This is a genomic window from Paenibacillus sp. F4, from assembly GCF_002894905.1.
Classification (GTDB): Bacteria; Bacillota; Bacilli; order Paenibacillales; family Paenibacillaceae; genus Paenibacillus; species Paenibacillus polymyxa_B.
This window is the reverse complement of record NZ_POVS01000004.1, coordinates 201,842-225,180: the sequence shown is the minus strand read 5'-3', so window position 1 is coordinate 225,180 and position 23,339 is coordinate 201,842. Positions and strand designations below refer to the sequence as shown.

The following is a 23,339-nucleotide window of genomic DNA, read 5'->3' as shown; positions in this document are numbered from 1 at the left end:
AAATCAAAGTCCAAGATGTACAATGAAGATAAGGATAATAATGTGTACAGTTTTTTTGATTTGTCAATGACGTTATCGATTATATCATAGCGTTTTTTTTCATTCAATTGTTTTTTAGCAAGAGATGACCCTAAATTTATCGGGGTCATCTCTTTTTATGTTCAGTTGAACCATCATGTTAGATTAGCCAGTCATTCTTGATGATCTATCGTCCCGCTTCTGATACGGCAGCGACAGTATCGAGGGGAGAACGCGTTTTGCTGTAGAAATCATTCGTGCTATTCGGAATGCAGTTGGTCCCGATTTTCCGATTGTTCTACGTATATCTCAATGGAAAAACTCAAACTATTCGGCCAAGCTGGCGGAAACTCCGGAGCAATTGTCGTCATTCCTTGAGCCGCTGACAACTGCGGGTGTCGATATTTACCATTGTTCGACCCGGCGATTCTGGGAACCGGAATTTGAAGGCTCTGACTTAAACTTGGCAGGATGGGTCAAATCGTTGACTGGACGACCGACCATTACAGTCGGATCAGTAGGGTTGAACGAAGAATTCCTGCGTTCCTAAGCTTCTGGCCAAGTAACCCAGGTTACCTGTCTTGATGGTTTGATCAAAAGACTTGAGCTAGATGAATTTGATCTGGTGGCCGTTGGGCGCGCTCGTTGTTAGTAGACCCAGAATGGGCGATAAAAATCCGGAAAGGACGGTTCGGCGAACTGAAACCTTTTACAGTTGAAGCACTGGGAACCCTATACTGATATTTGTTTGAAAATCGGTTAATTGAGCATTTTACGTTTCTTCCCAAACCGAAATGGAGCAAGTAGGGAACAAATCGGTTAGCTAATTAAAATTTGAGTTCAACGACGACATACTATAATCGGTTCAATTTGTCATCCACAGAACTAAAAAAGCCGCCAATATAGCGACTTCTTATGCGTGTATGTAATTCTAGCATAATTTATTGAACTAACCTGCCCGTTAGTTCAATAAAAGGACGCTCCCACGCCTTCGCTTGGGCTACTTCCTCCTCCCTACATTCCATCTCCAATATCTAACTAAAGAACGTATGCGGGTAGCATGTAATGCTTAAAAGGAACCCTATCTTAATCAAAGCACTAAGAAAACACTTTATTTTCATCTGACAATCGCGCAAAAGGTGAAAAAAAGCCCATCTAATGAGCAGACATACGCAAAACGTACTATCTATGTTCATCAGATAGGCTTTTATATAACTACTACCGTTTAATTACGATCAGCTTTGTCTCCAGCATTTCTTCCATGGCGTACTTTACGCCTTCGCGTCCGGTGCCGCTTTGCTTCACACCGCCATACGGCATATGGTCGACACGGAAGCTTGGAATGTCATTGATCACCACGCCGCCAACCTCAAGCTTGTCCGCTGCATCCAGCGCAGTCGTGATATTACGTGTGTAAATTCCCGCCTGTAGGCCATAGATCGAATCATTCACATGGTTTACAGCTTCATCTATAGAGCCAACAGAATGAATCAGCACAAGTGGGGCAAACACTTCACGACAGGACACCTTGGAACTCGGGTCCACATTGAGCAAAACCGTCGGCTCCAAAATACCTTCCTTGGCTTGGCCACCCAGAGCGATCCTCGCACCTGCTTGAACCGCTTCTTCCAGCCACTCACGGACACGTTCGACATCCTTGGCTGAAATAAGCGCGGATACATCCGTGTCCGGCTCTAGCGGATCTCCAATTTTTAAACGTTGAGTTGCTTCTATAAATCGGGATACAAAGGTATCATATAATTCATCAGCAACGTAAATACGCTGAACTGAGATACATACCTGCCCCTGATTGGCAAAGGCTCCACTCACACAACGGTCGATGACCGCGTCCACATCCGTATCACGGTCGATAATAACGGCCGCGTTGGAACCCAGCTCCAGCGTGACCCGCTTCAAGCCAGCCTTGGAGCGAATTTCTGTACCGACCGCCGGGCTACCGGTAAAAGTGATATAGCTGACGCGCGGATCAGTGACAAGTACGTCGCCAATGGTTTTACCATCGCCGCTGATCACGTTAAGAGCGCCCGCAGGCAATCCAGCCTGCTCCAGCAGCTCTGCGATCAGGTAAGCCGACAACGGTGTCTGCTCCGCAGGCTTTAATACGATCGTATTGCCTGCTGCCAGCGCGGGACCCACCTTATGAGCGACCAGATTCATCGGGAAGTTAAATGGTGTAATAGCTCCGACTACCCCTACTGGTTCTTTGAGCGTGTAGGCCATACGACCCTCGCCGCCCGGTGCGGCATCCAGCGGAATGGTTTCCCCGTGAATCCGTTTGGCTTCTTCAGCTGCGAACTTGTAGGTTTGCACCGTCCGATCAACCTCCGCCAGCGCAGCCTTCCATGGTTTGGACGCTTCACGTGCAATGATGCGCGCTGCATCCTCACGCCGCTCTTCCAGCAGGTTAGCCAGCTTCTCCAAAATGGCTGACCGCTGGTGCGCTGGCATGGCCCGCATCTCCGAGCGTGCATCAGAGGCCGCTTGAATAGCAGCCTTGGCATCCTCTGACGTGGCCTCTGCCACCTCAGCAATGATTTCCCCGGAATACGGTGATTTCAACGTCGTGTACGATGAAGCAGCTTTCCATTCTCCACCAATAAATAAATGTTGCTGCATGCTTTTCCCTCCTTCTCTTGATATCAACGTTCCTTTTACCATCTATTTTACCGTCAACACCGGACAAGGTGCATGCTGAATCACATGATGGCTCACGCTGCCCAGTATCATTTCGGAAACAAGTCCTTTTCCCCGTGTTCCCATAATGATCAGATCCACCTTTTCCTGATCTGCAATTTCACAAATGATACTCGCTGGATTACCATGACCCGCTAGCATACGGCAAGGGATGTCCGCGTCCTTTAAATAGTCAGATGCAGGTTCTAAGATATGACGCCCCTCCTCTTCGATCCGTTCATCCACATCCACCCCAATCGGGGGCTCATTCATGGATAGAGCTGGGTTTACATGCAATACAGTCAGATGCGGATTCCCCTGAAGCTGTTTAGACAACGTTTTGGCTGTCTCCAGCGCCTTCATAGCGTGTTCCGAACCATCAATCGCGACCAGAATATGTTTGTACTCGCTCATACTCTTTTCCTCCTCAGAAGTTCAATCTTAGTGTGCATCCACTTGAATATCCTGCATATGTCGACGACGTACGATCAGCACAGCTACACCAATCAGTACCATCAATGCTCCAAAATAAAACGGGGTTTCTGCTGAGTACCACTCTGACAGCTTCCCTGCAAGCCACGGCGAAATTGCCCCGCCCAAAAAACGCATGAAGCTGTAGGCCGCAGATGCTGTCGAGCGCTCCACTGGAGCAGCCTGCATAACAGCAGTTGTAATCAATGTATTGTTAATCCCCAGAAAAATACCAGCTACAATGACGGCGACAATGACAGTCGTTGGCGAGCCAGCTACCGTCCCAATCGCCATAACACCTAAATCAATGGCAAATAGCGTCAGCATGATACTAATGGAAGATACCACGCTCAAGCGTGCTTGAATCTTCGGTGCTACAAACACCGAGGTAAAGGCCAGCATAATTCCCCAGCCAAAAAATACATAACCTAAACCATGCTCGTCCAGATGCATTACATATGGAGAATACGCCATCAACGTAAAAAATCCAAAGTTATATAACAACGCTACAATGCCGAGCGTGAGTAAAGCTGGATAACTAAGCGCTTTGAACGGATCGGCAATGGAACCGCGTTTTTTGGGCTTTGGAATCGAAGGCAGCATAAACGTAATGAACAAAAATCCCACTACCATCAGTCCGGCTACACCGAAAAACGGACCACGCCAGGAAATGGAGCCTAACTCACCGCCCAGTAGCGGACCCACTGAAATCCCGAGGCCCAAGGCCGCTTCATACAAAATAATTGCTTTAGCTGTTCCAGAAGTAGACAGACCTACAATCGCAGATAACGCTGTTGCGATAAACAAAGCGTTCCCCAAACCCCAGCCTGCTCGGTAGCCTACAATTCCGCCAACTGTATTGGCCGTGCCGCCCAATCCGGCAAACACAATAATAAATAAAATCCCGGTTAATAGCGTCCATTTGACACCCAATCGACTTGATACGACGCCCGTAATCAGCATCGCAACGCCTGTCACCAGATTATAGCTGGTAAACAGCAATGACACTTGGCTTTTCGTAGCATGAAGCTGATCGGCAATGGCCGGAAGAATCGGATCGACTAATCCCAGACCCATAAATGAAATAACACAAGCAAAGGCGACCGCCCATACGGCTTTAGGTTGAGACAGCAAGCCTGAGCGTTCTTTTAACTCTTCAGGTAATGCATGTTGTGAACTCATATTATGATGTTACCTCCACATCTGAATGTAAATGTTCTTGTTATGATGGGTCGTGATCAAGTTCCTCATCCAGAAGAACCTTGCGTTCACGCACCCTGACCCGCAACCCCTCCAGCTCAGTCTGGATCATACGGATACTGTTGATTTTCCCCTCCATTAATTCCAACTGTTCGTTCAGTGTACCTTCCATATCCTCCAACATGGCCCGTCGTTCGTTCGGTTGCAAATGCTCTGTTCGCTCGCGATATTCCTCCCGCTGACCTTTGAGCATTTCCGCTGCGGACATGTAACGCTGAAGCTCTTGCAAGGAGAATCCAAGTACTTCCTTGGCACTCACTATTTTTTTTAATAAATCTACATCCTCCTGCGTATACAGCCGCATATTTCCTTCACTACGCTGCGGGGAGGGCAATAAGCCAATTTCCTCATAATAACGAATGGTTCGCTTCGTCAGACCACTCTGTTTGGCGACCTCATCAATTTTATACGTAACCATGACACCCACCTTATGAAAAAGATTATATATAAATACTACGCCTATATAACGTTAACGTCAACGTTAACTTTAATATATAAAGAAACCGCCTCTGTTAGAGACGGTTTCTGGTTTGACCTACACGGTCATAGACCCGAAGCATCGGTGCTCAAGCCCATGAATATAGCTTTAGATGAAACAAGTACGAGTGATGATAACCAGTAAAATGAAGAGAACCAGAATAACACCAGTGGAGGTAAACATGTTACAACCGCCACAACCTCTATCTACTTCACCCATCTTAAGTTCCTCCTCCCTATTGATTACAGCAATTCGCCCGAATTTAAATTCTTAAGCTACGAATTAGATGATAAATGCTTTGGAAATAATAACGAGCAGAATGAAAAGTACCAGAATCGCTCCTGTAGATGTAAAAGCTCCATAACCAGCGCCTACTCCAGACATGGTGATTCCTCCCTTCATGGTTTACAAGAGCATCTTATGCTTATGCCATCATTCATGATAGGGACAAATGCCGCACCTGCCGCCCAAATCTAGGTTGGGATTGTATAGTCCTGTTATTCTTCGGAACCGAGCATGCCGTGATACAGGAGATTTCGTGCCTGCTTGGCAAGCACAGACGGACTTTCACGTCCAGGTAGCAATTTAGTTAACGTCAGCCGTTCAATCAAGCCGATCACGCATTCTGCTGTCAGTTCAGGGTCCAGTTCCTCACGGCAGGAGCCCCATCGTTGCGCCGCCAGCAGATGCTTTTTGATATGCTCGGCCATTTCCGCCTTAATGCGCACCGAGTCTGCCGCCTGGTAAAATCCGACACGAGTGATCGCCGGATTGTTAGACAACACGCGAAAAATAGCTTCCAGAAACAATTGTCCCCGTCTCAAAATTTCAGCCTCGCTTAGGTCTGGGCCAATCTTCATGCTTTGTACCGTTTCATTCACCAAAGTACGAAAGCTCTCCACAAGCTCCTCATACATTTGTTCCTTGCTTTCAAAATGAATATAAAAATCCGGCTGTGTCAATCCTGCACGTGCCGCGATCGAACTTACCTTAGTCTGATAAAACCCCGTCTGAGCGAACTCTTCAGCCCCCGCTTCCAGTAACAACCTTCGACTTTCCCGACTTCTGACTCCTGCTCTCATCACGGTCTTGCCCCCTTACGCCACAAATCTATCGTATTATAAAGTTCCTTTGCAGTAAGAACAACGGGCTTGAGGATGATATATACCTGTCCTTCAAAAGTCCTAATACAGAAGGACTGAAAGTTTTGGAAAATCAAGGGCATCTCCCTACAAGGTATAATTAACCAATCTGACGGTGAGCGAGCAGGAATTTATTACGCTCAGTGATGAGGACAATATTTGCGCATCATCTCAATCGTTGTCAGATCATCATCCAGCCCCCGTTGTTGCAAGCCGTCGATAATCTGCTGACGTTCCTGATCTTTGACATTTTGACCGAATTTAAACTTGGCAGTCCATTCCTCTGGTACAATTTTGATCAGAGCGACCCCTTTCAAGCGTGAAGCATACCGAGAGTCGCTGGCATCAATCGTGTCATACCCGCCTTCCGGTTGCAGCTTACTCATAAAAATGGAAAAGGCCGATGCTTTTTCTTCCAAATCCACTACATGCTCCGCATGACCACGCACGGTAATACTTTTAAAAAATGATGTCGCAGGACATGCCATATGTTCATCCGTAAAATAAGACGGAATGAGCGCATATTCTTTGGCGGCTGAAAAAGTAACCCGATTATCCTCTTTCATCCGCTCCATCTTTTCTCCAGCACGGCTGCCATGAATATAAAAAACGCCGTTTCCATAAGCGAAATTCAAGGGAACCACACGCGGAAAACCATCCTCGCTGTTCAAGCCTAAAAATCCGAAACTGACCTCGCTCAGAAACTGCTCTATTTCCTCTTGTTCTGCCACCGTAAATTCTTTTCTTCTCACAGGGAACTCTCCTTCCATCTATTGACCAATGATACATTTCAGATTATGTTGAAAATGGATTCATAAAAAGATCCAATATGAACGAAAATGAGTGGTCCAATCGAAGGAGAAGAGTATGGATATTACGATTGCTTATCAGCGTGCGCTTCAAAAATATCATTTAAAATATTTGGCATTGTATCATGCTCTTCGTGAGGGAATCCTCAATGGTTCCCTAGCCAGTGGTATGCGTCTGCCTTCCACTCGTGATCTGGCTGTGATGTATAGAATTTCGCGAGGGAGCGTTAAAGAGGCATACGATATGCTGTTGGCAGAAGGATATGTAGACTCGGCAGTAGGCAGAGGAACCTTTGTTATGCAACAGACAGCGACGCTGCCCGACAAATCTCTAATCAACCAGCAGAACCAAAATTCACCTGTTGCAAAACAAAAAGCCCCTGCTCTGTCAGCATGGGGACAACGAATCATGCAGATCGAAAGGGAACGAAACTTACAATCGACTCCTGCTTCTGCTACAGATAGAGACAGTGCGCAACAGCCTTTGATTTCTTTTCAGGCAGGAGAAGTTGTATTGGAGGGCAATTCACAGATCGCATGGAAAAGCGCAATGACTGCCGCTGGAAAAGATCTGCAAAAGCCCTCGGCTGACGCGACGACTGCACCAGTGAGCGGTGATGAATGGCTGCGTGAAGCGATTTGCCATCATGTTGGCAGAACACGCGGAATTACGGCCACGCCGGATCAAGTCGTATTATGCAGTGGTTCCATGGAAGTGATCACGTTATTAAGTCAGTTGCTTATTCATGAACAAGATCGAATTGTATTGGAGAATCCCTGTTATACCGGCATCTACCGTGCAGTTACTGCTTCAGGCGGACAGATACATGCTGCTGAAATGGATCAATATGGAATTGTCCCACAGGATTGGGATTCCAAGCTCCTATTTGTTACGCCGGGGCGTCAGTTTCCAACCGGTGCAGTGTTGCCATTAACACGCCGTCAACACATTTTGCAATGGGCAGCATCCAAGGGAGCGTGGATCATTGAGGACGATTATGACAGTGAATTCCGCTGGGCAGGACGACCCATTGAACCATTAAAAGCACTGGATCACACAGAATGTGTCATCTATGTCGGCTCCTTTTCCAAAAGCATGTTCAGCAGCCTTCGACTCGGCTTTGCAATCCTGCCCGTTGAATTAGCCCAAGCGCTGACAGCTGCCAAACGACTATACGATCCCCTGCCGCCTGCCCGATTAGAACAGCGAGCACTGGCACGTTTTATGATGCGTGGCGACTACGCTCGTCATGTGCGTCGGATGACTCGAATATACAGATCACGCTACGACGTGTTTCAGCGTGAAATACAGCAGTTAAGTGAACTGTTTCACTGGCATCAGAACGATTGCGGACTACATGCCTATGCCATCTGGAAGCATGAGTCTGACCAGTATCATCATTTGATGCAGACAGCACGATTTTACGGAGTCACATGGCGTGATGCCGCCGATTACCGACTGACACCGGGGCCTCCATCTGCCTGCTTTATCTTTGCCCATTTAACGGAGCAACAAATTATTGAAGGGTTTAACCGTCTGCGCCAGGCTTGGGACCATATTAAAAATCAGTGAGGAGTTCCCTTATTTAATCACTAGCCCCAACAGCCCTACAAATGATGAAGCCTGATGCGGTGAAATGATGCAGCCATTCAAATCTTCTATATCCACCTGTAACCCATCAAATTCGCAATCGCTCAGATCAATCCCTTTGAGCTTGGACCCGGATAGCACCGCTTGATCCAGATTGCAACGGTTAAAAAAGGTTTTTTGTAGTGTTAAATGATACAGATCGGCACTTATTAAAGAACAATCCTCAAAACCAACTTGCTTAAAATTAGCAAAACGGAACATCGAATAATCCCCTAAGCAATCCGAAAAACGAACGTTTTGGAGCCTGCTTCTGGAAAAGTCTGTTCCAAGCAGTTTACAGTTCCTGAACTCTACCCGATGGATAAAGGAACCGGAAAAATGAACATTAGACAGATCGCATTTATCAAAAATGACGTCTGTCCATTCACTTTCCGGCAATGACGATTCCATGATCGTTACATTTTTAAAAGTCATCTTCTCTAATGAAACCTTAACCGCTTCCACATTATCCAAAATCATATCCTCTACAGAACCCATACGATATTCGCCTTTGGATCGTAAGGAATACATTTCTTCATTTAATACGGGCAAGTCGACAGGAATCTTTGGCAACTCCATTTTAATTTTCATAATACCTCTACCTCCACGATTGAGAGCCCTCTAGGACATCTATATGAATCTATTTTCTATCAATTCTCATACATAGGGTAGCAAAAGTATTTCTCACACATATATTAACGTAGTGAGCACGCTCACGAACCTTTGTTAGGAGGTTGATAGCATGGCAGTACAACTATCTAATCAAGTGTTCTCCATCTCTGTCGGAGATTACGGCGATCTCTCTTCCTTACGGCTGGTAGGGGACACTTTTAATACCAACTATGTCATGAACAGCTCCAACGCACCTAAACAGAATACGTCGGATCATCAGTGGCTGGGTGAACTCATGTTCACCTATCGTCTCGGCAACGGAGCGTGGACTCGGGCATGGACAAGTAATTCTGCTGATGCGCGCCAGATCACCTCTTCTGGAAACAGTGTCCAGGTAGCCTATCAGAATTCATCAAACAATCAGGGAATACGTAATTTCATTTTACATGAAACTTATTCGTTGGTTAACGATTATTTGCATTGGCAAATGAAAGTAACAAACACCTCTAATCAAACGCTGGAGATCGGAGATTGGGGACTGCCGCTTCCGTTTAACGAGTACTGGTCCGGTGGCAATAATGAACAAATTTATGAAACCAGAGTACTCTCACACTCCTTTGTAGGCCATAACAGCTCCTTTATTACCGCTGGACGACCTAGCGGCATCGGACCGTATGTACTGCTAATCCCTGATGCCTCAACGGGTGCTGGTCTCGAATATCAGGACCATTGGAGAACTGAGGAGCATCCCGGCAGCACTTGGGCTATGGAGCAAGGTGGCTGGTCCGAAGGACTGAATGTGTTCTATATCCACTCCAATGTCATCAAGAGCACCAACCGTGGCTATCTCGGAAGCACCAGTCTGTCGCTGGCTCCTGGTGAAAGCAAAACGTATGCCTTTAAATTTTATAAGGTAGCGGACGAGCAGGCTGTAAAGGACAGGCTGTACAGTGAGGGACATGTGGACGTGACCGTGGTTCCGGGTATGATTTTCCCGACGAATCTCAAGGCCAAATTTGATCTGCATACCAGCAAATCCATTACCTCTGTCACAGCGCAATATCCCTCTGAAACGACCATCAGCTATCTGGAAACTGCCCCTACAAACCATAAAATATATGAACTTACACTGGGACGACTGGGACATAACAATATTACGGTAAACTATGGTAACGGCGAAAAAACCGTTCTCCAGTTCTATGCCATCGAGCCAGTCGAAGCTGCACTTCAGCGTCACTCTACCTTCATGGTCAACAGCACCCAATGGAACGTGCCGGGCGACCTGAGGGACAAGGTCTTTGATGACTGGATGATGCAATACAAGGCCAAACGCAACAGCTTTGCTGGCTACTGGGGCTGGGGTGATGATTGGGGACTAACTCACGGCCAGTTTCTGGCGGAGAAAAACGTTCAGAAGCCTGTAGCATCTGAAATCAAGGCAGTCGATGATTATTTGGAGGTGGCCATCTGGACGAATTTGATGGAAGGCCATCATACCGATTATCTGGTTCCTGATTTCCTGATGCCGCAGCCTAATACAACACCAACGTACCGGGGCTATGCCTATCCGCACATTTATAATACATTTTTTAACATGTATAAACTTGCCAATCTGTATCCCAACCTGATCAGCTATCGCAATAGCAAAAACACATATTTGCTACGTGCTTATCGTATTTTTAAAGCGTTGTATGAAGGCCCTGTTGCTTATAACTGGAACACGGGACTCATGGGTGAGCTAACTACACCTGATATTATTAAAGCGCTTCAGGAAGAAGGCTTGACCACCGAGGCTAACGACCTGATTGCCAAAATGGCTACCAAGTACAACAATTTCAAAAACACCACCTATCCTTATGGCTCTGAGTATAACTATGACAATACAGGTGAAGAAGCCGTATATACACTCGCCAAAATGAACAACAACACGACAATGATGAGCAAAATCAACGCCAAAACGCGTGCTGCACGCGGTCATATGCCTGTCTGGTACTATTACGCCGATCCGGTCACCATCACCGGAGAGAATTGGTGGAACTTCCAGTACACCACTTCACTGGCCGGCTATGCGATGGATGACTGGACACGTCGGCATTCGTCCAAGCCCGAAGTGGATCAGCGTCTGTCCTATGCCGCCAAGCTGGCGAACATCGGGGCGATTAACTCGGGACAGATCAGCTCTGATCCTGCCAATATCGGGGCGGTGTCGTGGACATATCAGGCGGGCAAGGGCAATTATGGCGCACTCGGTCTGGACGGCGGCCCCCTCTTTAACGGATGGCGCGGGATGTCCGGGGAAGCCGATCTGGGGCTGTTTGGAGCCATTAAAATCCTAAGCTCGGATGTTGCTGTAGATCCAATATTCGGCTTGTTCGGCTATGGCTGTGACGTTACAGAAAGCAGTAACAGCTACGCGATCACTCCAAAAGACGGTGTATTCCAGCGACTGCATCTGATCACCCAAAAGCTGAGTTTGGAGCTGAATCGGGACCAATATAGCTCGGCCATCGTGACTAAGTCCAAGAACAGCATCCGCCTGACGCTGAAAAACACGACTCCAGGCACGACTCACACCACCATTATGAGCTTGACCGGACTTGCGGCAGGTACGTATGACGTGCTCGTAGACGGCACAAAAAACGGATCAGTCACGGCTGCTAACAGCTCTACGACCACGGTCAGACTGAATATCGGTACGGCAGCCAACTATGATATCCGTATCCAGTCGAGTACAGACAACCCGTCTCCCGCCGGAGACATTGTAGCCCGTTATGAATTTGACGAAACGGCCGGATCTACCGCTGCCGATTCGTCAGGTTATGGACAGCAGGCCAGTGTAAATGGAGGTGCGTGGGGAGCCGGACGGAAAGGCAATGCCCTGCACTTTAACGGTACAGACGCCTATGCTAGCCTGCCCGGTGGTATCGTTAGCAGCCTAAATGACTTTACGATTGCCGCGTGGGTACGGGTGAACACGCATAACGGCTGGGCACGCCTGTTTGATTTTGGAGCAGGCACGAATCGGTATATGTTTTTGACACCCAAAGCCGAGGGAACCGGTATGCGCTTTGCTATCACTGTCTCGGGGAACGGAGAGGAACAACAGTTGAATGCGCCAGAGCTGGCAACAGGGGTTTGGAAGCATGTCGCCGTGACTTTGTCAGGCAATACTGGAATGATGTATCTGGACGGTGTAGAGGCGACGCGTAACACGAACATGACGCTCAAGCCTTCCAGCCTTGGACTGACAGACCGGAACTACATTGGGAAATCCCAGTTTGATGATCCCTACCTGAACGGTGCAGTGGATGAACTGATTATTTACAACAGAGCCCTAACCGCTCAGGAAATCCGGGGCTTGGCCTCAGCAAGCAGCATCATTACAGCCCATGATGTGGGAGCCCATTCATATGCTGAAGGAGCAGATTAGAATGTATTCATTCATGCCGTTAACGTTTTAGATTATGAATGATTTGTACCGTGAATGATTTGCGTCGTGAATCATTATCGTCGTAAATGATTGGTATCGTGAATGATTCTTCCTATATTAGCTCCACCCCCGGATTACTTAAGTTAAGTCTATAATCAGGGGAGAAATCCGGGGAGATGATGCTTCCGAAGCAAGCAGTCCTTCGGAAAGCTTTTAAAGCGACCGCTTTATTGGGACGATCAGCGGCAGCTTTTCCATCTGGAGGGCGTTTAGCTTCGTCTAATGCGTGTCGTTCTTGGTCTTAAGCGAACCAGTTCCTCACTGGTAAGTTGCCTAGTATAGGAGCGAGGGGAAGAACCTGTATCTACCCTGAGCACACTGCCTGCCCCGTTGGGGCGGGCTATCCGTGTGTTGAATACCTGCATCGCCCACTGCACCGGAAAGGCTATGGATAAGCGACCATCTGCCGTGCCTGCATAGTTGACCGCAGCTGCATAATTATCTGACTGTCTGAGCCATACAGAGCCAGAATCCCCAGGTAGTGATACGGGAGTCGTACCTCTAATAACCGTCTGATCCTCGAAGGTCAGTAAGCCCAACTCTCTGCCATAATTGATTTGCAGGTCCGTATAGACGGACTCTACCGTGCCATTGACCCGTCCGGTCGTACGCCCAACCTTCTTCAATCTTTCTCCTATGCGATATGCGGTAACATGACCTGGAATCGCTCCTACCGTAGCATAACGCGGATTGAGCAGGTTGTTACGGGTCGGAAGCGAAAGCGCCGCATCAATCAGGTTTGTACCGGTGGGATTCAAGCGTACGTAACGATACAGCCTTCCTATACGATCCTGAGTAACCGTCCCCCCATCGGCTCCGCCTGGCTGTATTGTAGCCTCCCGATTGTCTGTATTGGAGGGATTGAGGACATGGTTATTGCTAAAAAGATAACGCGTCGCCGGCGCTCCAGTTGGGGCGACGATGAGTCCGGTTGAACCGGAGCCTTCAATCGTCCCGACACTGTAGCCGGCGATGACCGGGCGTATGCGCACTTTGTAGTCCGTGGCATTGGCTCTGATCTTTCCAGTTTTTACAATTCGGACTGGAACGTTCGTTTTCTTTCCTAAGGCGGTGGCCGACAGGAGTCCAGTAGAGGCCGACGCTAGACGGTCCGTATACACAATGACAGCGGCTCCCTTTTTGGGATGGGCCGGGTCCCTGTATCCTACGCCAATGCCGTGGACACCGGACATTTTTAAGACTCGCTTGGCCATCCGCTTTTTCACTTGAAGCGCGGCCGAGAAGGTAGCCAACATAATCATCTCCTTTTACATTCAGATGAAATATTGTATGGCTAGAGACGCTTCGCGTTCCATTTGATCTTACGATCGCTGTATTGAAAAGCATATAAAAACATTCCAAAAAATGGTATACTCATTTCCGAAATTGACATCTTATCATTGGATTCTAATGTTCGAGGAGGTACTTTATGTTTTCAATCATGTTGACATACAGCATACAAGCAATTGTAATTTTACTAATTATCTTTGAATTGTTGAGAAAAAACAGAAAAAAAATAGGTTGGGGATCACTTTCACTGCTTTTATCTCTTCTTGGCATGGTTTTTTCTTTCGAGTTTGGCAATTACATATTGGGAGACCAGCTGCTTTCCTTTTTAGGATTGCCCGCCTGGTCTAACAGTGTTGATAATACTAGGTTTCACTACACCGTTTTTCTATCCAGTATTTTTTTTATTCCCAGTTTAATCATTGGATATAAAAATCCTAAAGAGTTTGGAGCTACGATCGGAAAACGGATTTCCAGTATATATCTATTTTTGATCATCATTTCGCTTTTATTTTTTATTATCAGCTAATTTCTCGAAGTGAAAGTTGTCTTAATGGAGGATTGTTGTTTTATACATTAAATCCAAACAAATCCGGGGTGAGTAATTAGATCAAGGAGTTGGTATTATCTATAATTCATTTACCTCCATATTTTTTGCTGCGTTAACTGCAATCACCCTCATAACGCTGTCAAAATTAGAAGCTAGGGTGAGTAAGAAAACAATGTTGAAAGTGAGAATTTCCATAATAACAACAGTTCTGCTGATCGGAGTCGTTTGTATATCATTGACCCTCAGTGGTGGATCATTGTAGCCTTTGCAATTTTGTTTATAACCCTTCCTATCTTTTTATTGAAACGTTGGCGCGAAAAAAGCTGAATCAGAGAAAAAGCCTTCCCTGTTGATAGGAAGGCTTTCCACCTTATCCCTTAACCGCTCCCTCTGCGATGCCCTCCATAATGAATTTCTGAAAGAAGGCATAGATCAGGATAACCGGGATGGAGGTCAGCACGAGTGCGGCCAGAATAAGCGACCAATCCTTGTTGTACTCTCCAAACAGCATATTGGTCGAGAGAATCAGGGTGTAATGGTTCACATCCGTCAGCATCAACAATGGAAGCAAAAAGTCGTTCCAAATCCACAGAAAATCCAAAATCGCGATGGTAACTGTGATCGGCAGCAGCAAAGGAAATATAATGCGAAAGAACGTTTGAAACTCATTACAGCCATCCATTTGTGCGGATTCTTCCAGCTCACGCGGGATGGATTTGACGAATCCATGATACAAAAAGATCGCCATATTCACACCCAAGCCGATATAGATCAGGGCCAAGCCGTACGTACTGCCTTGAACGGACAAATCTTTCGCCATTCGTGTAAGCGGTATCATGATAGAGTGGAACGGCACCAGCATCGATGCGACAAACAGGAAGAAAATCGAACTGCTCAGTTTTCCCTGTGTACGAGACAGCTTGTAGCCTGCCAGTGCCGAACAGATCACAATGCCACCAATGCCGATAAAAGAAATAATCGTGGAATTAAGGGCGCTGTTCAGCAAATGAGTCTGATGAAAAGCCTGACTGTAATTTTCAAAGTGAAGCTTCGTCGGCAGCGCCGTAAAGGATGCAAACATCTCGCCCTGTGTTTTGAACGAATTAATTACCGCCATGTAGATTGGGAAGAAGGACACGACAGCGCCCACGCACAGAATCAGCGTAATCAGCAAGGAATTGGCTTTCTTCAGCCTCATGCCTCCACCTCCCTCTTCTTCATGACACGCAGCTGAATCAGGGTGAAGATTAGAACGATCGCGAACAAAATAACGGATTTGGCACTCGCATAACCATAACGGAAGTTGTTGGAGAAGGCCTCCTCATAAATGTTCATCGTAATCACCTGTGTACTGCGCCCCGGCCCCCCGCCAGTCAATCCGTATACGACCTCATACACCTTGAAGGCACCATTCAGCGTCAGGAAGAAACAGATCGTAATCGCATGAGTAATCATCGGCATCGTTACGCTTCGCAATGTCTGAAATGCGTTCGCCCCGTCAATAATAGCAGCCTCCTTCAAGCTTTGTGGTACACCTTGAAGCGCAGCCAGATAGATGATCATCATATAACCGACACCATTCCAGAGCGATACAATAATGATAGAGAAGAAAGATACTTTCGGGTCGCCCAGCCACGATTGGCCCAGAAAAGCGATAGCCGTCTTTTCGGCGATCTGTGGCAGCACGGAAGAAAAAACGAATGTCCACATAAATGCGCTAATAATGGTACTGATCATATTGGGCATGAAAAATATTGTCCGGAAAAATCCTTTGGTACGCGTACGCGACTCAATCAACACTGCCAGTGCCAGCGCCAGCACATTTTGCAGCACAATCATGACCAATACGTATTTAAGGGTGAACCAAAGGGAATTGAGAAAATCGGGGTCTTCCTTCAACGATTCCACAAAGTTCCCCAAGCCGATAAAGCTGTAATTGGGATTCAATCCGTTCCAGTCTGTAAAGCTGTAGTACATGCCGCTGATCGTTGGAATGAGCAGGAAGATAGCATAAAAGATCAGCGCCGGGGCCGTAAACGCCAGTAGCATGACGTATTTTTTATAGATTTTAAAAGGCATGGAGTCTCTCCCTCCTGGTGTAATTCTATAGGTTACCGTTACTTGTTCACTTTGTTATACGATTTCCATGCCTTATCCAGCGCCTTAATGACGTCATCCTGCGAGAGCTGACCAGCATAATAGGATTGTAGCGATTTGCCTGCCTCGTCCTTGACCGCTTGCGGGATAGATGGATCTTGGTACGACTTGCCTGCTTTCACGTATTCGGTAGCGTCATTAACCCAAGGATAGCTTTTAAACGTATGCACTTTGGAGATCGGGTTAAATTTCAATGCTTCATAGAACGCGCTAGAATCCTTGTCATCCAGCACATAGTTAACAAAATCGAGCGCAACCTCCTTGTTCTTGCTTGTGGAGGATACAGCCAGCGAAGTCGAAGTGGACAAATTGATCAATGTCGCATTGGGATCGTCATTAATCGGCAGCGGTGCTACCCCAAAATCCATCTTCGGATCCGATTTTAAAATCGTTTCTGCAAACCACGGTCCCTGAATCCACATCGCCGCTTTACCCGAGGCAAACGCAGCCGATCCATCATCCCCGCCGATTTCCAGCGCCTTGTCAGTACCGTTGCTATTCACCAGATCAATAATATCGAACATGCTCTTCATTTCGGAAAAGGAGCCTTGGTCCTGATTCATCCGTTCGATAAAATCTTTATTCTGTGTGTTCATCATCGCACCTGCTGTCAAAGGCACAAACAGCTGTGGAATCCAGGATTCCTTGTAGGACAACAGGAACGGTTTCACATTATTCGCTTTCAGCTTCTCGACCACAGCCTTCATTTCGGTCAACGTTCCCGGCGGCTGCAAATCCAAATCCTTAAATATCTTTTTATTGTACAAGTAGCCCCATGAGATCGTCTCCAAAGGAACCGCTACGACCTTTCCGTCTTTGGTTGTCACCGAAGGCTTCACACTATCCATCAATTTGTTAACAAAAGGCTGACCGGACAAATCCTCCAAATAGCCCGCTTTATAAAACGGAGGAATTTCATTCACCGCGTGTAATGCAAATACGTCCGGCGCATCGTTGGATGCGAGTCTTGTCTTCAAAATTTGTGCGGCGTTGTCAGCAGGTGGCATCTCCAGTTGCACCGTAACGTCGATATTTTTATCTTTCTTCTCTTTCGCTACGAAAGCATTAATGTATTTATCGTAGTGCTCCTTCAAACGGGGCTGAGCAATAAACATTTTGAGATTCACCGTTTTGCCGTCTCCACCGGAACCGCTGCTGTCACTGCCTGAAGAATTCGCTCCACACCCGGCCAATAACGTGCCAACCAGCATCGTGCTCAATACACCTTTCCACACTTTCATTCAAAATGACCTCCCCTATTTTGAAAATAACTGTTACCCATCGGCAAATCAGTTGTTATTCAAAGCAGCTATGCCGCCGGTCTTCAACCTCTATTCAGCTCTGGGCGAACTTCATAAAGGACAAATTCCTTTGTACTGCTCGTTTTGTATACGCTTTCATTATAAGGCGGGAGGTCACTTCTGCCATTGGACGCCCTTAGCTTGTTGGATTGGACTTTTTTAAACTTCCTTCCTCATTTCACCGGGTGCCATGCCAAAATGCTTTTTAAATACCCGATAGAAATAAGACACATCCTCATATCCTGCCATCTCCGCGACTGCTTTAATTGAAATCTGTTTATTGACCAGCCATTCCCGCGCGTTTTCCATTCTTCGCTCTACGATGTAGTCCGTTACATTTTGACCATACTCCTGCTTAAATACCTTACTCATATACTCTTTACTCACAAAAAAGTTTTTTGCCAACTGCTCCAGTGTAATCGGCCCAGCAAAGTGACTGTCGATATATCGCCGTACCTCTTCTAAATTCAGTTTGTTTTTGTATTTCCGCTGCCGAATGAGCTGATCCAGTTCCTGAACATAGCACGACGATACGAATTCCAGCGCATGTTCTACAGAGGATACGGCATCCTGCGACAGTGGGAATCCTGCCTTTGCCGTAGAAGTATCTAGCCCGTTATCCGCTGTGAGCTCTTTTAGCAGGGAAAGAAGCTCCTGCACCAGCCTGCCCAGCATAGGTGGACTTGGTGCTCCATAACTCTCCAGCTCCTGCATAACCTGCCTACAAGTTATGTTCACCCCGTCACGGTTCAACTCATTAAAATAAAGACGCAGCAGTTGCTTATACCGGGTCAGCTTGTGAAAAAACTCATAATCCAGCTCCGTCGCTTCTTGCTGCTGTTCAGCAGCCTTGACCTCCAGATCGTTTTTGCATTTGAGCAACACTGCATTCAGCTCTGCAGGATTGACTGGCTTTAACAAATAATCGACGGCCTTGTAACGGATGGCATGTTTGGCATACGCAAAGTCATCATATCCGCTCACGACAATGATTTTTACATCAGGACAATGGTTATTTAGCGCTTGCAGCAACTCCACTCCGTCCGCACCCGGCATGTGCATATCAGTAATCACAATATGGGGAGCTAACTCCCCGACCAGCCTGAACGCCTCGTCTCCGTCTTCAGCCTCACCCACTACCAACATTCCAAGTTTCTCCCATGTGCCAAATGTCTTTAGAATATCGCGGTTCCACGGCTCATCGTCCACAATTAATACTCTGATCATACTTTTCCCTCCTCTGCTGAGCTAAATGGAATGCGGACGGTGACACGTGTACCGACTCCCTGCTCACTATCTATCGTCACTCCGTAGCGCACTCCAAAATTCATCCGTATGCGTGAAGACACATTGCTCAATCCGATATGACTACCCTGCGCCCAGATCGGTTCCTCCGACGCGTTTTCCAGCTTTGCCCGTACTTTTTCCAGCTTGTCCGGGGCCATGCCGTTTCCATTATCACAAACCGTAATACACACATCTTCTTTCATAATCTCCACCCGAATCCCCATTCTCCATGCCCCCGCCTTTCGGTCAAGACCGTGCTGAAACGCGTTTTCCAACAATGGCTGAAGTGATAGCTTAGGCAGACGAATATCCATCGCCTGTTCTTCCGTCTCCACCTGAAACACCAATCTTTGTGGAAATCGCCGTTGCTGGATGCGCATATAGTGTCCCACATGGTCGAGCTCTGCGCGTAAAGAGGCCAAATCCTGAGGTTCCCGTACCACGTAACGGAACATCTCACTCAGCGACCGAATGACTTCATAGGTGTCCTCCGGCTTTTGCGAAAACACCATACTTCCGATCATTTGCAGCGTATTTTGTAGAAAATGTGGATGAATCTGCGCTTGGAGCGCTTTCAATTCAGCCGTCTTTTTTTGCAAATTTATACTGTATTCCGCCTGAATATGTTCGCGAATTCGGCCTGCCATCCCATGCAGACTTCTTTCCAGCAGCCCTATCTCATCCGGGCGTGTACTTGGCTGTCCAATCGGTCCTTTGATCATATCCAGCTCCTGTACGGAACGCGCCAAATGAACAATCGGACGTGCAGTCCGCCATGCGATGAAAACGGCAATGCAAATGGAAACCAGGATTGAAATCACGCCGACGATAATACCATACAGCATCGTTGAAAAAGCGCTGTGGTTAATGGAGGAAGTGGGTACGATTTTGACCAGCTTCAGCCCAACTACATCCAGATCATTATAGAACACATAATGTTCAGCAGTTTGAATCATCCCTGCGCCCGGCTTAACGTCACGAAGAGCTGACAGCACACTTGCAGGAGGAGGCGACTGCCGAGCCTGTGCTGGATACATAACCCTGCCATCTGCATCTGTAATAAGCACCTGATGCTGATCCCCTCGTCCCAGGAGGCCCAGCGTCTGATCGAATTGCGACCACAATACATCCAAAGAAATAGCCCCCGTCTGCTTCTGGTCTTCAAAACGCCGAATACTGCGCGTCAAAGTAAAGCGTTCCGGGTCAGCAGAGCTTGGACGAATCGAATAATCCTTATTCGCTTGCCACATCTCGGCATACTGTGGGGGAATACCGCTCACTGTCGTAATTTCATTTTGCATACTATTGAAGGTAAACAAGGTTTGCGATTGCTTCAAATAAAGCTGGATGCCGATCACATGACTTCCGGCCGAATAATACACATTCGCCATCGTATTCAGCATTTTTCGCTGGGCATTAAATTGGCTTGAAAGATTGTCAGGCTCGCGCTCATTCAAATAATCGCTCAGATCAGGGCTGATCTGAATGCTGTAAATCAGATGATTCAGACGATCTAGCTGGTCGCTGATATAGATCCCCGTCCATTTCATATTGGACATATTCGTCTCTACTACTTCAGCTTCCATGGAAGCTCTACTTTTTTCCGCAGCCAGCACCGTGACAGCAATGACCGGCAGCACAGATAGAACAATCATCGTCAAGATCAGCTTGAGCTGAATGCTGCGTCGATACGGGGCCGTCAGCGCCCGGAACCAGCGGACTGCTCGGGTTGTCATAGCGATGCACTCCTCTATTCAGCCATATGCGAAAACGCCCCGCAATTCGCAGGGGCGCTTCATGTACCGGATACTCCCGGGGAATACCTATATGATATTATTCGTGAGTCGGTTGTGGCTCACTATTCATCATTTACGCTTCTTCGATAATTATAACACCCCAAGGCTCTAATGTAAGCGTTTGTCCTTGGGTAACTACATGCTCCCCAATCAGTTCCTTGCCGTCTCCATGCGGATATACCACCGAGCCTGCTTGTTCGGAATAGTTAAAATAGTACCGGATTGTCCGTCCCAGCTCATTCGTGCCGGATTTAACAATGATCGGATAAGACGTTTCCTGATCCACTCCCCATACTCCCGCCTTTTTGGCTACAGAGCTGAATAGTTCGCGGATGACCGCCGGGCTGACGATACAGCCGATGTAGGTCGCTGTTCCTTGACCATAGCGGTTTTGCGTAATCGCGGCATATTTTCCCCAATGCGGGTGATCGTAATAGGCCAACACTTCGGCGGTCGTCGGGGTAATCAGCTCCATCCACGTATCTACCTGATTGTCCTCTGGTGCCACCTCAAAAGGATTATTCTTAAGCGTCACCTTCTTTGGCTCCACGAACAAGCTGTAATGAATGCCGCAGGCTTCGCTAATCACGCCCGGCTGCCGGGACGTTCTTACCTGCACATGCTCGTCGGTAAATCCGCTTCGGAATGTGTATACGACATGACCACCTTTTTCCACATATCGGTTCAGCTTCTCCAGTAGTGCGTCTGGGGCAGAATAGAGGACCGGGACGATCAAGAGATCATAGTCGTCAAACGATTCTGTACCTGGATGAACGATATCCGTCCCGATATTCAGTTTATACAACTCGTCATACAAACGACGTACGATGTCATTGTAATTCAACGGGCTGCTCATATTAAATTTAAACCAGTCAATCGACGTCAATGCTTCGTTGCTGACCAGAATCGCCGTTTTATTTTTCTTTTTCAGGTTGACCAGATGCGGAGACAATCTTGCAAAATCCTTCCCTATGGTCTGTGCTTCCTCATACACCGGATTCGGCTCAAAATCATGGCTCAGCAGACCCTTCCAGTAGGTTTCGAAGGAATTATGGATGGAATGCCAGTGCCAGTATGCCACCATATTGGCCCCGGAAGCCAGATGGCTGAACGCTTGTAGACGCAATTGCCCCGGATAGGGAACCCAGTGGGTAAAGGCCTGCGCTTCCGTTTCTAGCACTAGATAGTTGTTATTTTTCGTCGAACGCGCTACATCGCCACCGAAGGAAATTTCAATGCCAGTCAGGTCATCCTGTGATGGATGGTAAATATCCACCCCAGTCACATCAAAGGCTTGCGATGCCGCAAAGTGATCCACGTCTGGCTGAACACCAAAGGAATGACCTCTCCATTCAAAATCAAAGTTTTGCGTAACAAATTGGTCCTCCCGCTTATATTCCTTCACCAGCGCGACCTGCCATGCCAGAAAGTCCGTCACAAGCTTGCGCTGGAATTGGGAAAAGGCTGCGCCCAAACTTCCATTAATCGTTCCGACCACCGAAGGAAAGTCCTCCCAGCTATTGATGCGATTACTCCAGTAGTCCAGACCAAATTTGCGGTTTAGCTCCTCCAGCGATTCGAACCGCTCCCGCAAATACTTTACAAATTGCAATTGCACATTGGGCCCGCTTGTGTTGTAATGCTTCGTCTCGTTATCCGTCTGAAAGCCAATGACCGCCGGATGCTGACTCACCCGTCCAATCAGCTTGCGTATGATTCGCTCGGCATGGAACAGGTAGACCGGGTTCGTAATGTCCATAATCTGGCGAGCCCCATATTTGCCCGGGCCTTGAGGCGTTGTCGCCAATACATCGGGATGCTCCTTCACCAGCCATGTGGGCACGGCATAGGTGGGCGTCCCCACAATGACTTCGATGCCCGCCTTATGCATGGCGTCCAGCACCCGATCCACAGAGGTAAAATCAAACACGCCATTTTGCGGTTCATGCGTACTCCAAGTGGATTCGGCAATCCGCACCACGTTGATGCCCGCATCCTTCATCATTTGGATATCCTGGTCCAAACGGTCATATGGCATATATTCATCATAATAAGCAACACCGTACAGTAGCTTTTTCATCAAGTCGTCCTCCAATTAGGTTTATCAGGATTTTGCAAAATCCGATTCCAATCGCTCCGAAGTGCAAGATATAGACGAACCAAGCCGCCCTTTAGATTGGCCCGGTCAATGATCACGCCGAAGATCGGAGCGCTAAGTGCATCCCATATACGGGCTAGTACGAATAAAGTACCGATAATAGAAATGCCGACATAATCCGTATAAAATAGCAACGCAAGCGCTTTCTTTTATATAAAAGCTTATACTATAGCATTTGTAAACGCTCTTTTATTATAGT

Annotated in this window: 19 protein-coding genes and 1 pseudogene; 4 read left to right on the top strand and 16 right to left on the bottom strand. The window is 47.2% G+C overall.

Features of this window, described 5'->3' with window-relative positions:
- Window positions 1–223 precede the first annotated feature (223 nt).
- A pseudogene (locus tag C1T21_RS01695) lies at window positions 224–759 on the top strand (oxidoreductase); the annotation flags it as partial.
- Between the two features lie 477 nt (window positions 760–1,236).
- Here C1T21_RS01695 and C1T21_RS01690 read toward each other — a convergent pair.
- From C1T21_RS01690 to C1T21_RS01665, 7 genes are all read right to left on the bottom strand, one after another.
- Window positions 1,237–2,655 (bottom strand): aldehyde dehydrogenase family protein, encoded by a 1,419-nt coding sequence (locus tag C1T21_RS01690; RefSeq protein WP_103046950.1) that lies wholly within the window; start codon window positions 2,653–2,655, stop codon window positions 1,237–1,239.
- A 42-nt stretch (window positions 2,656–2,697) separates the two neighbouring features.
- Window positions 2,698–3,126, bottom strand: a complete 429-nt coding sequence (locus C1T21_RS01685; protein ID WP_103046949.1) for a universal stress protein — start codon at window positions 3,124–3,126, stop codon at window positions 2,698–2,700.
- Window positions 3,127–3,153: 27 nt separating this feature from the next.
- The gene (locus C1T21_RS01680; protein WP_069010958.1) at window positions 3,154–4,365 is read right to left on the bottom strand and encodes an MFS transporter; all 1,212 of its coding nucleotides are present in this window, start codon (window positions 4,363–4,365) and stop codon (window positions 3,154–3,156) included.
- Between the two features lie 40 nt (window positions 4,366–4,405).
- Window positions 4,406–4,861 (bottom strand): MerR family transcriptional regulator, encoded by a 456-nt coding sequence (locus C1T21_RS01675; protein ID WP_103046948.1) that lies wholly within the window; start codon window positions 4,859–4,861, stop codon window positions 4,406–4,408.
- Between the two features lie 342 nt (window positions 4,862–5,203).
- Window positions 5,204–5,305: a hypothetical protein gene (locus C1T21_RS27535; protein WP_023986941.1), complete on the bottom strand. Its 102-nt coding sequence runs from the start codon at window positions 5,303–5,305 to the stop codon at window positions 5,204–5,206.
- Window positions 5,306–5,418: 113 nt separating this feature from the next.
- Entirely contained in the window at window positions 5,419–6,003 is a 585-nt protein-coding gene (locus tag C1T21_RS01670; RefSeq protein ID WP_103046947.1) for a TetR/AcrR family transcriptional regulator, read from the bottom strand.
- A gap of 200 nt (window positions 6,004–6,203) precedes the next feature.
- Window positions 6,204–6,815: a pyridoxamine 5'-phosphate oxidase family protein gene (locus C1T21_RS01665; protein WP_103046946.1), complete on the bottom strand. Its 612-nt coding sequence runs from the start codon at window positions 6,813–6,815 to the stop codon at window positions 6,204–6,206.
- A 115-nt stretch (window positions 6,816–6,930) separates the two neighbouring features.
- Here C1T21_RS01665 and pdxR point away from each other — a divergent pair, with 115 nt between their 5' ends.
- Window positions 6,931–8,445 (top strand): MocR-like pyridoxine biosynthesis transcription factor PdxR, encoded by a 1,515-nt coding sequence (gene pdxR, locus C1T21_RS01660; RefSeq protein WP_103046945.1) that lies wholly within the window; start codon window positions 6,931–6,933, stop codon window positions 8,443–8,445.
- 9 nt (window positions 8,446–8,454) lie between these two features.
- On the opposite strand, the gene C1T21_RS01655 is transcribed toward pdxR, so the two are convergent.
- A complete protein-coding gene (locus tag C1T21_RS01655) occupies window positions 8,455–9,093 on the bottom strand; it encodes a pentapeptide repeat-containing protein (RefSeq protein ID WP_103046944.1) in 639 nt (212 codons plus the stop codon).
- Window positions 9,094–9,244: 151 nt separating this feature from the next.
- On the opposite strand from C1T21_RS01655, the gene C1T21_RS01650 reads away from it, so the two are divergent.
- The gene (locus C1T21_RS01650; RefSeq protein WP_103046943.1) at window positions 9,245–12,544 is read left to right on the top strand and encodes a DUF5695 domain-containing protein; all 3,300 of its coding nucleotides are present in this window, start codon (window positions 9,245–9,247) and stop codon (window positions 12,542–12,544) included.
- A gap of 269 nt (window positions 12,545–12,813) precedes the next feature.
- Here the strand turns inward: C1T21_RS01650 and C1T21_RS01645 are convergent, their stop codons facing one another.
- A complete protein-coding gene (locus C1T21_RS01645) occupies window positions 12,814–13,860 on the bottom strand; it encodes a hypothetical protein (protein WP_103046942.1) in 1,047 nt (348 codons plus the stop codon).
- 173 nt (window positions 13,861–14,033) lie between these two features.
- Between C1T21_RS01645 and C1T21_RS01640 the strand changes: the two genes are divergently transcribed.
- A complete protein-coding gene (locus C1T21_RS01640; protein ID WP_103046941.1) occupies window positions 14,034–14,420 on the top strand; it encodes a hypothetical protein in 387 nt (128 codons plus the stop codon).
- A 391-nt stretch (window positions 14,421–14,811) separates the two neighbouring features.
- Here the strand turns inward: C1T21_RS01640 and C1T21_RS01635 are convergent, their stop codons facing one another.
- The 7 genes from C1T21_RS01635 to C1T21_RS27675 all read right to left on the bottom strand — a co-directional run bounded on the left by C1T21_RS01635 (window position 14,812) and on the right by C1T21_RS27675 (window position 23,274).
- Window positions 14,812–15,639, bottom strand: coding sequence for a carbohydrate ABC transporter permease (locus tag C1T21_RS01635; protein ID WP_103046940.1), 828 nt, complete (start codon window positions 15,637–15,639; stop codon window positions 14,812–14,814).
- A complete protein-coding gene (locus C1T21_RS01630; RefSeq protein WP_023986930.1) occupies window positions 15,636–16,520 on the bottom strand; it encodes a carbohydrate ABC transporter permease in 885 nt (294 codons plus the stop codon). The genes C1T21_RS01635 and C1T21_RS01630 overlap by 4 nt, the downstream gene beginning before the upstream one ends.
- Window positions 16,521–16,558: 38 nt before the next feature.
- Window positions 16,559–17,839: an ABC transporter substrate-binding protein gene (locus tag C1T21_RS01625; protein ID WP_103046939.1), complete on the bottom strand. Its 1,281-nt coding sequence runs from the start codon at window positions 17,837–17,839 to the stop codon at window positions 16,559–16,561.
- Between the two features lie 219 nt (window positions 17,840–18,058).
- Window positions 18,059–19,126 (bottom strand): response regulator transcription factor, encoded by a 1,068-nt coding sequence (locus tag C1T21_RS01620; RefSeq protein WP_103046938.1) that lies wholly within the window; start codon window positions 19,124–19,126, stop codon window positions 18,059–18,061.
- Window positions 19,123–20,922, bottom strand: coding sequence for a sensor histidine kinase (locus tag C1T21_RS01615; protein ID WP_103046937.1), 1,800 nt, complete (start codon window positions 20,920–20,922; stop codon window positions 19,123–19,125). The genes C1T21_RS01620 and C1T21_RS01615 overlap by 4 nt, the downstream gene beginning before the upstream one ends.
- A gap of 133 nt (window positions 20,923–21,055) precedes the next feature.
- Window positions 21,056–23,062, bottom strand: a complete 2,007-nt coding sequence (locus C1T21_RS01610; RefSeq protein ID WP_103046936.1) for a beta-galactosidase — start codon at window positions 23,060–23,062, stop codon at window positions 21,056–21,058.
- Window positions 23,062–23,274: an MFS transporter gene (locus C1T21_RS27675; protein ID WP_223822008.1), complete on the bottom strand. Its 213-nt coding sequence runs from the start codon at window positions 23,272–23,274 to the stop codon at window positions 23,062–23,064. Before C1T21_RS27675 ends, C1T21_RS01610 begins: the two co-directional genes overlap by 1 nt.
- Window positions 23,275–23,339 lie beyond the last annotated feature (65 nt).

What these genes read in the sequence shown, in the direction of transcription:
- C1T21_RS01630 (WP_023986930.1), bottom strand. Translation starts at nt 16,520, where the DNA reads ATGCCTTTTAAAATCTATAAAAAATACGTCATGCTACTGGCGTTTACG.
- C1T21_RS01645 (WP_103046942.1), bottom strand. Translation starts at nt 13,860, where the DNA reads ATGTTGGCTACCTTCTCGGCCGCGCTTCAAGTGAAAAAGCGGATGGCC.
- C1T21_RS01635 (WP_103046940.1), bottom strand. Translation starts at nt 15,639, where the DNA reads ATGAGGCTGAAGAAAGCCAATTCCTTGCTGATTACGCTGATTCTGTGC.
- C1T21_RS01655 (WP_103046944.1), bottom strand. Translation starts at nt 9,093, where the DNA reads ATGAAAATTAAAATGGAGTTGCCAAAGATTCCTGTCGACTTGCCCGTA.
- C1T21_RS01610 (WP_103046936.1), bottom strand. Translation starts at nt 23,062, where the DNA reads ATGAAAAAGCTACTGTACGGTGTTGCTTATTATGATGAATATATGCCA.
- C1T21_RS01670 (WP_103046947.1), bottom strand. Translation starts at nt 6,003, where the DNA reads ATGAGAGCAGGAGTCAGAAGTCGGGAAAGTCGAAGGTTGTTACTGGAA.
- C1T21_RS27535 (WP_023986941.1), bottom strand. Translation starts at nt 5,305, where the DNA reads ATGTCTGGAGTAGGCGCTGGTTATGGAGCTTTTACATCTACAGGAGCG.
- C1T21_RS01640 (WP_103046941.1), top strand. Translation starts at nt 14,034, where the DNA reads ATGTTTTCAATCATGTTGACATACAGCATACAAGCAATTGTAATTTTA.
- C1T21_RS01650 (WP_103046943.1), top strand. Translation starts at nt 9,245, where the DNA reads ATGGCAGTACAACTATCTAATCAAGTGTTCTCCATCTCTGTCGGAGAT.
- C1T21_RS01690 (WP_103046950.1), bottom strand. Translation starts at nt 2,655, where the DNA reads ATGCAGCAACATTTATTTATTGGTGGAGAATGGAAAGCTGCTTCATCG.
- C1T21_RS01620 (WP_103046938.1), bottom strand. Translation starts at nt 19,126, where the DNA reads ATGATCAGAGTATTAATTGTGGACGATGAGCCGTGGAACCGCGATATT.
- C1T21_RS01625 (WP_103046939.1), bottom strand. Translation starts at nt 17,839, where the DNA reads ATGAAAGTGTGGAAAGGTGTATTGAGCACGATGCTGGTTGGCACGTTA.
- C1T21_RS01675 (WP_103046948.1), bottom strand. Translation starts at nt 4,861, where the DNA reads ATGGTTACGTATAAAATTGATGAGGTCGCCAAACAGAGTGGTCTGACG.
- pdxR (WP_103046945.1), top strand. Translation starts at nt 6,931, where the DNA reads ATGGATATTACGATTGCTTATCAGCGTGCGCTTCAAAAATATCATTTA.
- C1T21_RS01615 (WP_103046937.1), bottom strand. Translation starts at nt 20,922, where the DNA reads ATGACAACCCGAGCAGTCCGCTGGTTCCGGGCGCTGACGGCCCCGTAT.
- C1T21_RS01685 (WP_103046949.1), bottom strand. Translation starts at nt 3,126, where the DNA reads ATGAGCGAGTACAAACATATTCTGGTCGCGATTGATGGTTCGGAACAC.
- C1T21_RS01680 (WP_069010958.1), bottom strand. Translation starts at nt 4,365, where the DNA reads ATGAGTTCACAACATGCATTACCTGAAGAGTTAAAAGAACGCTCAGGC.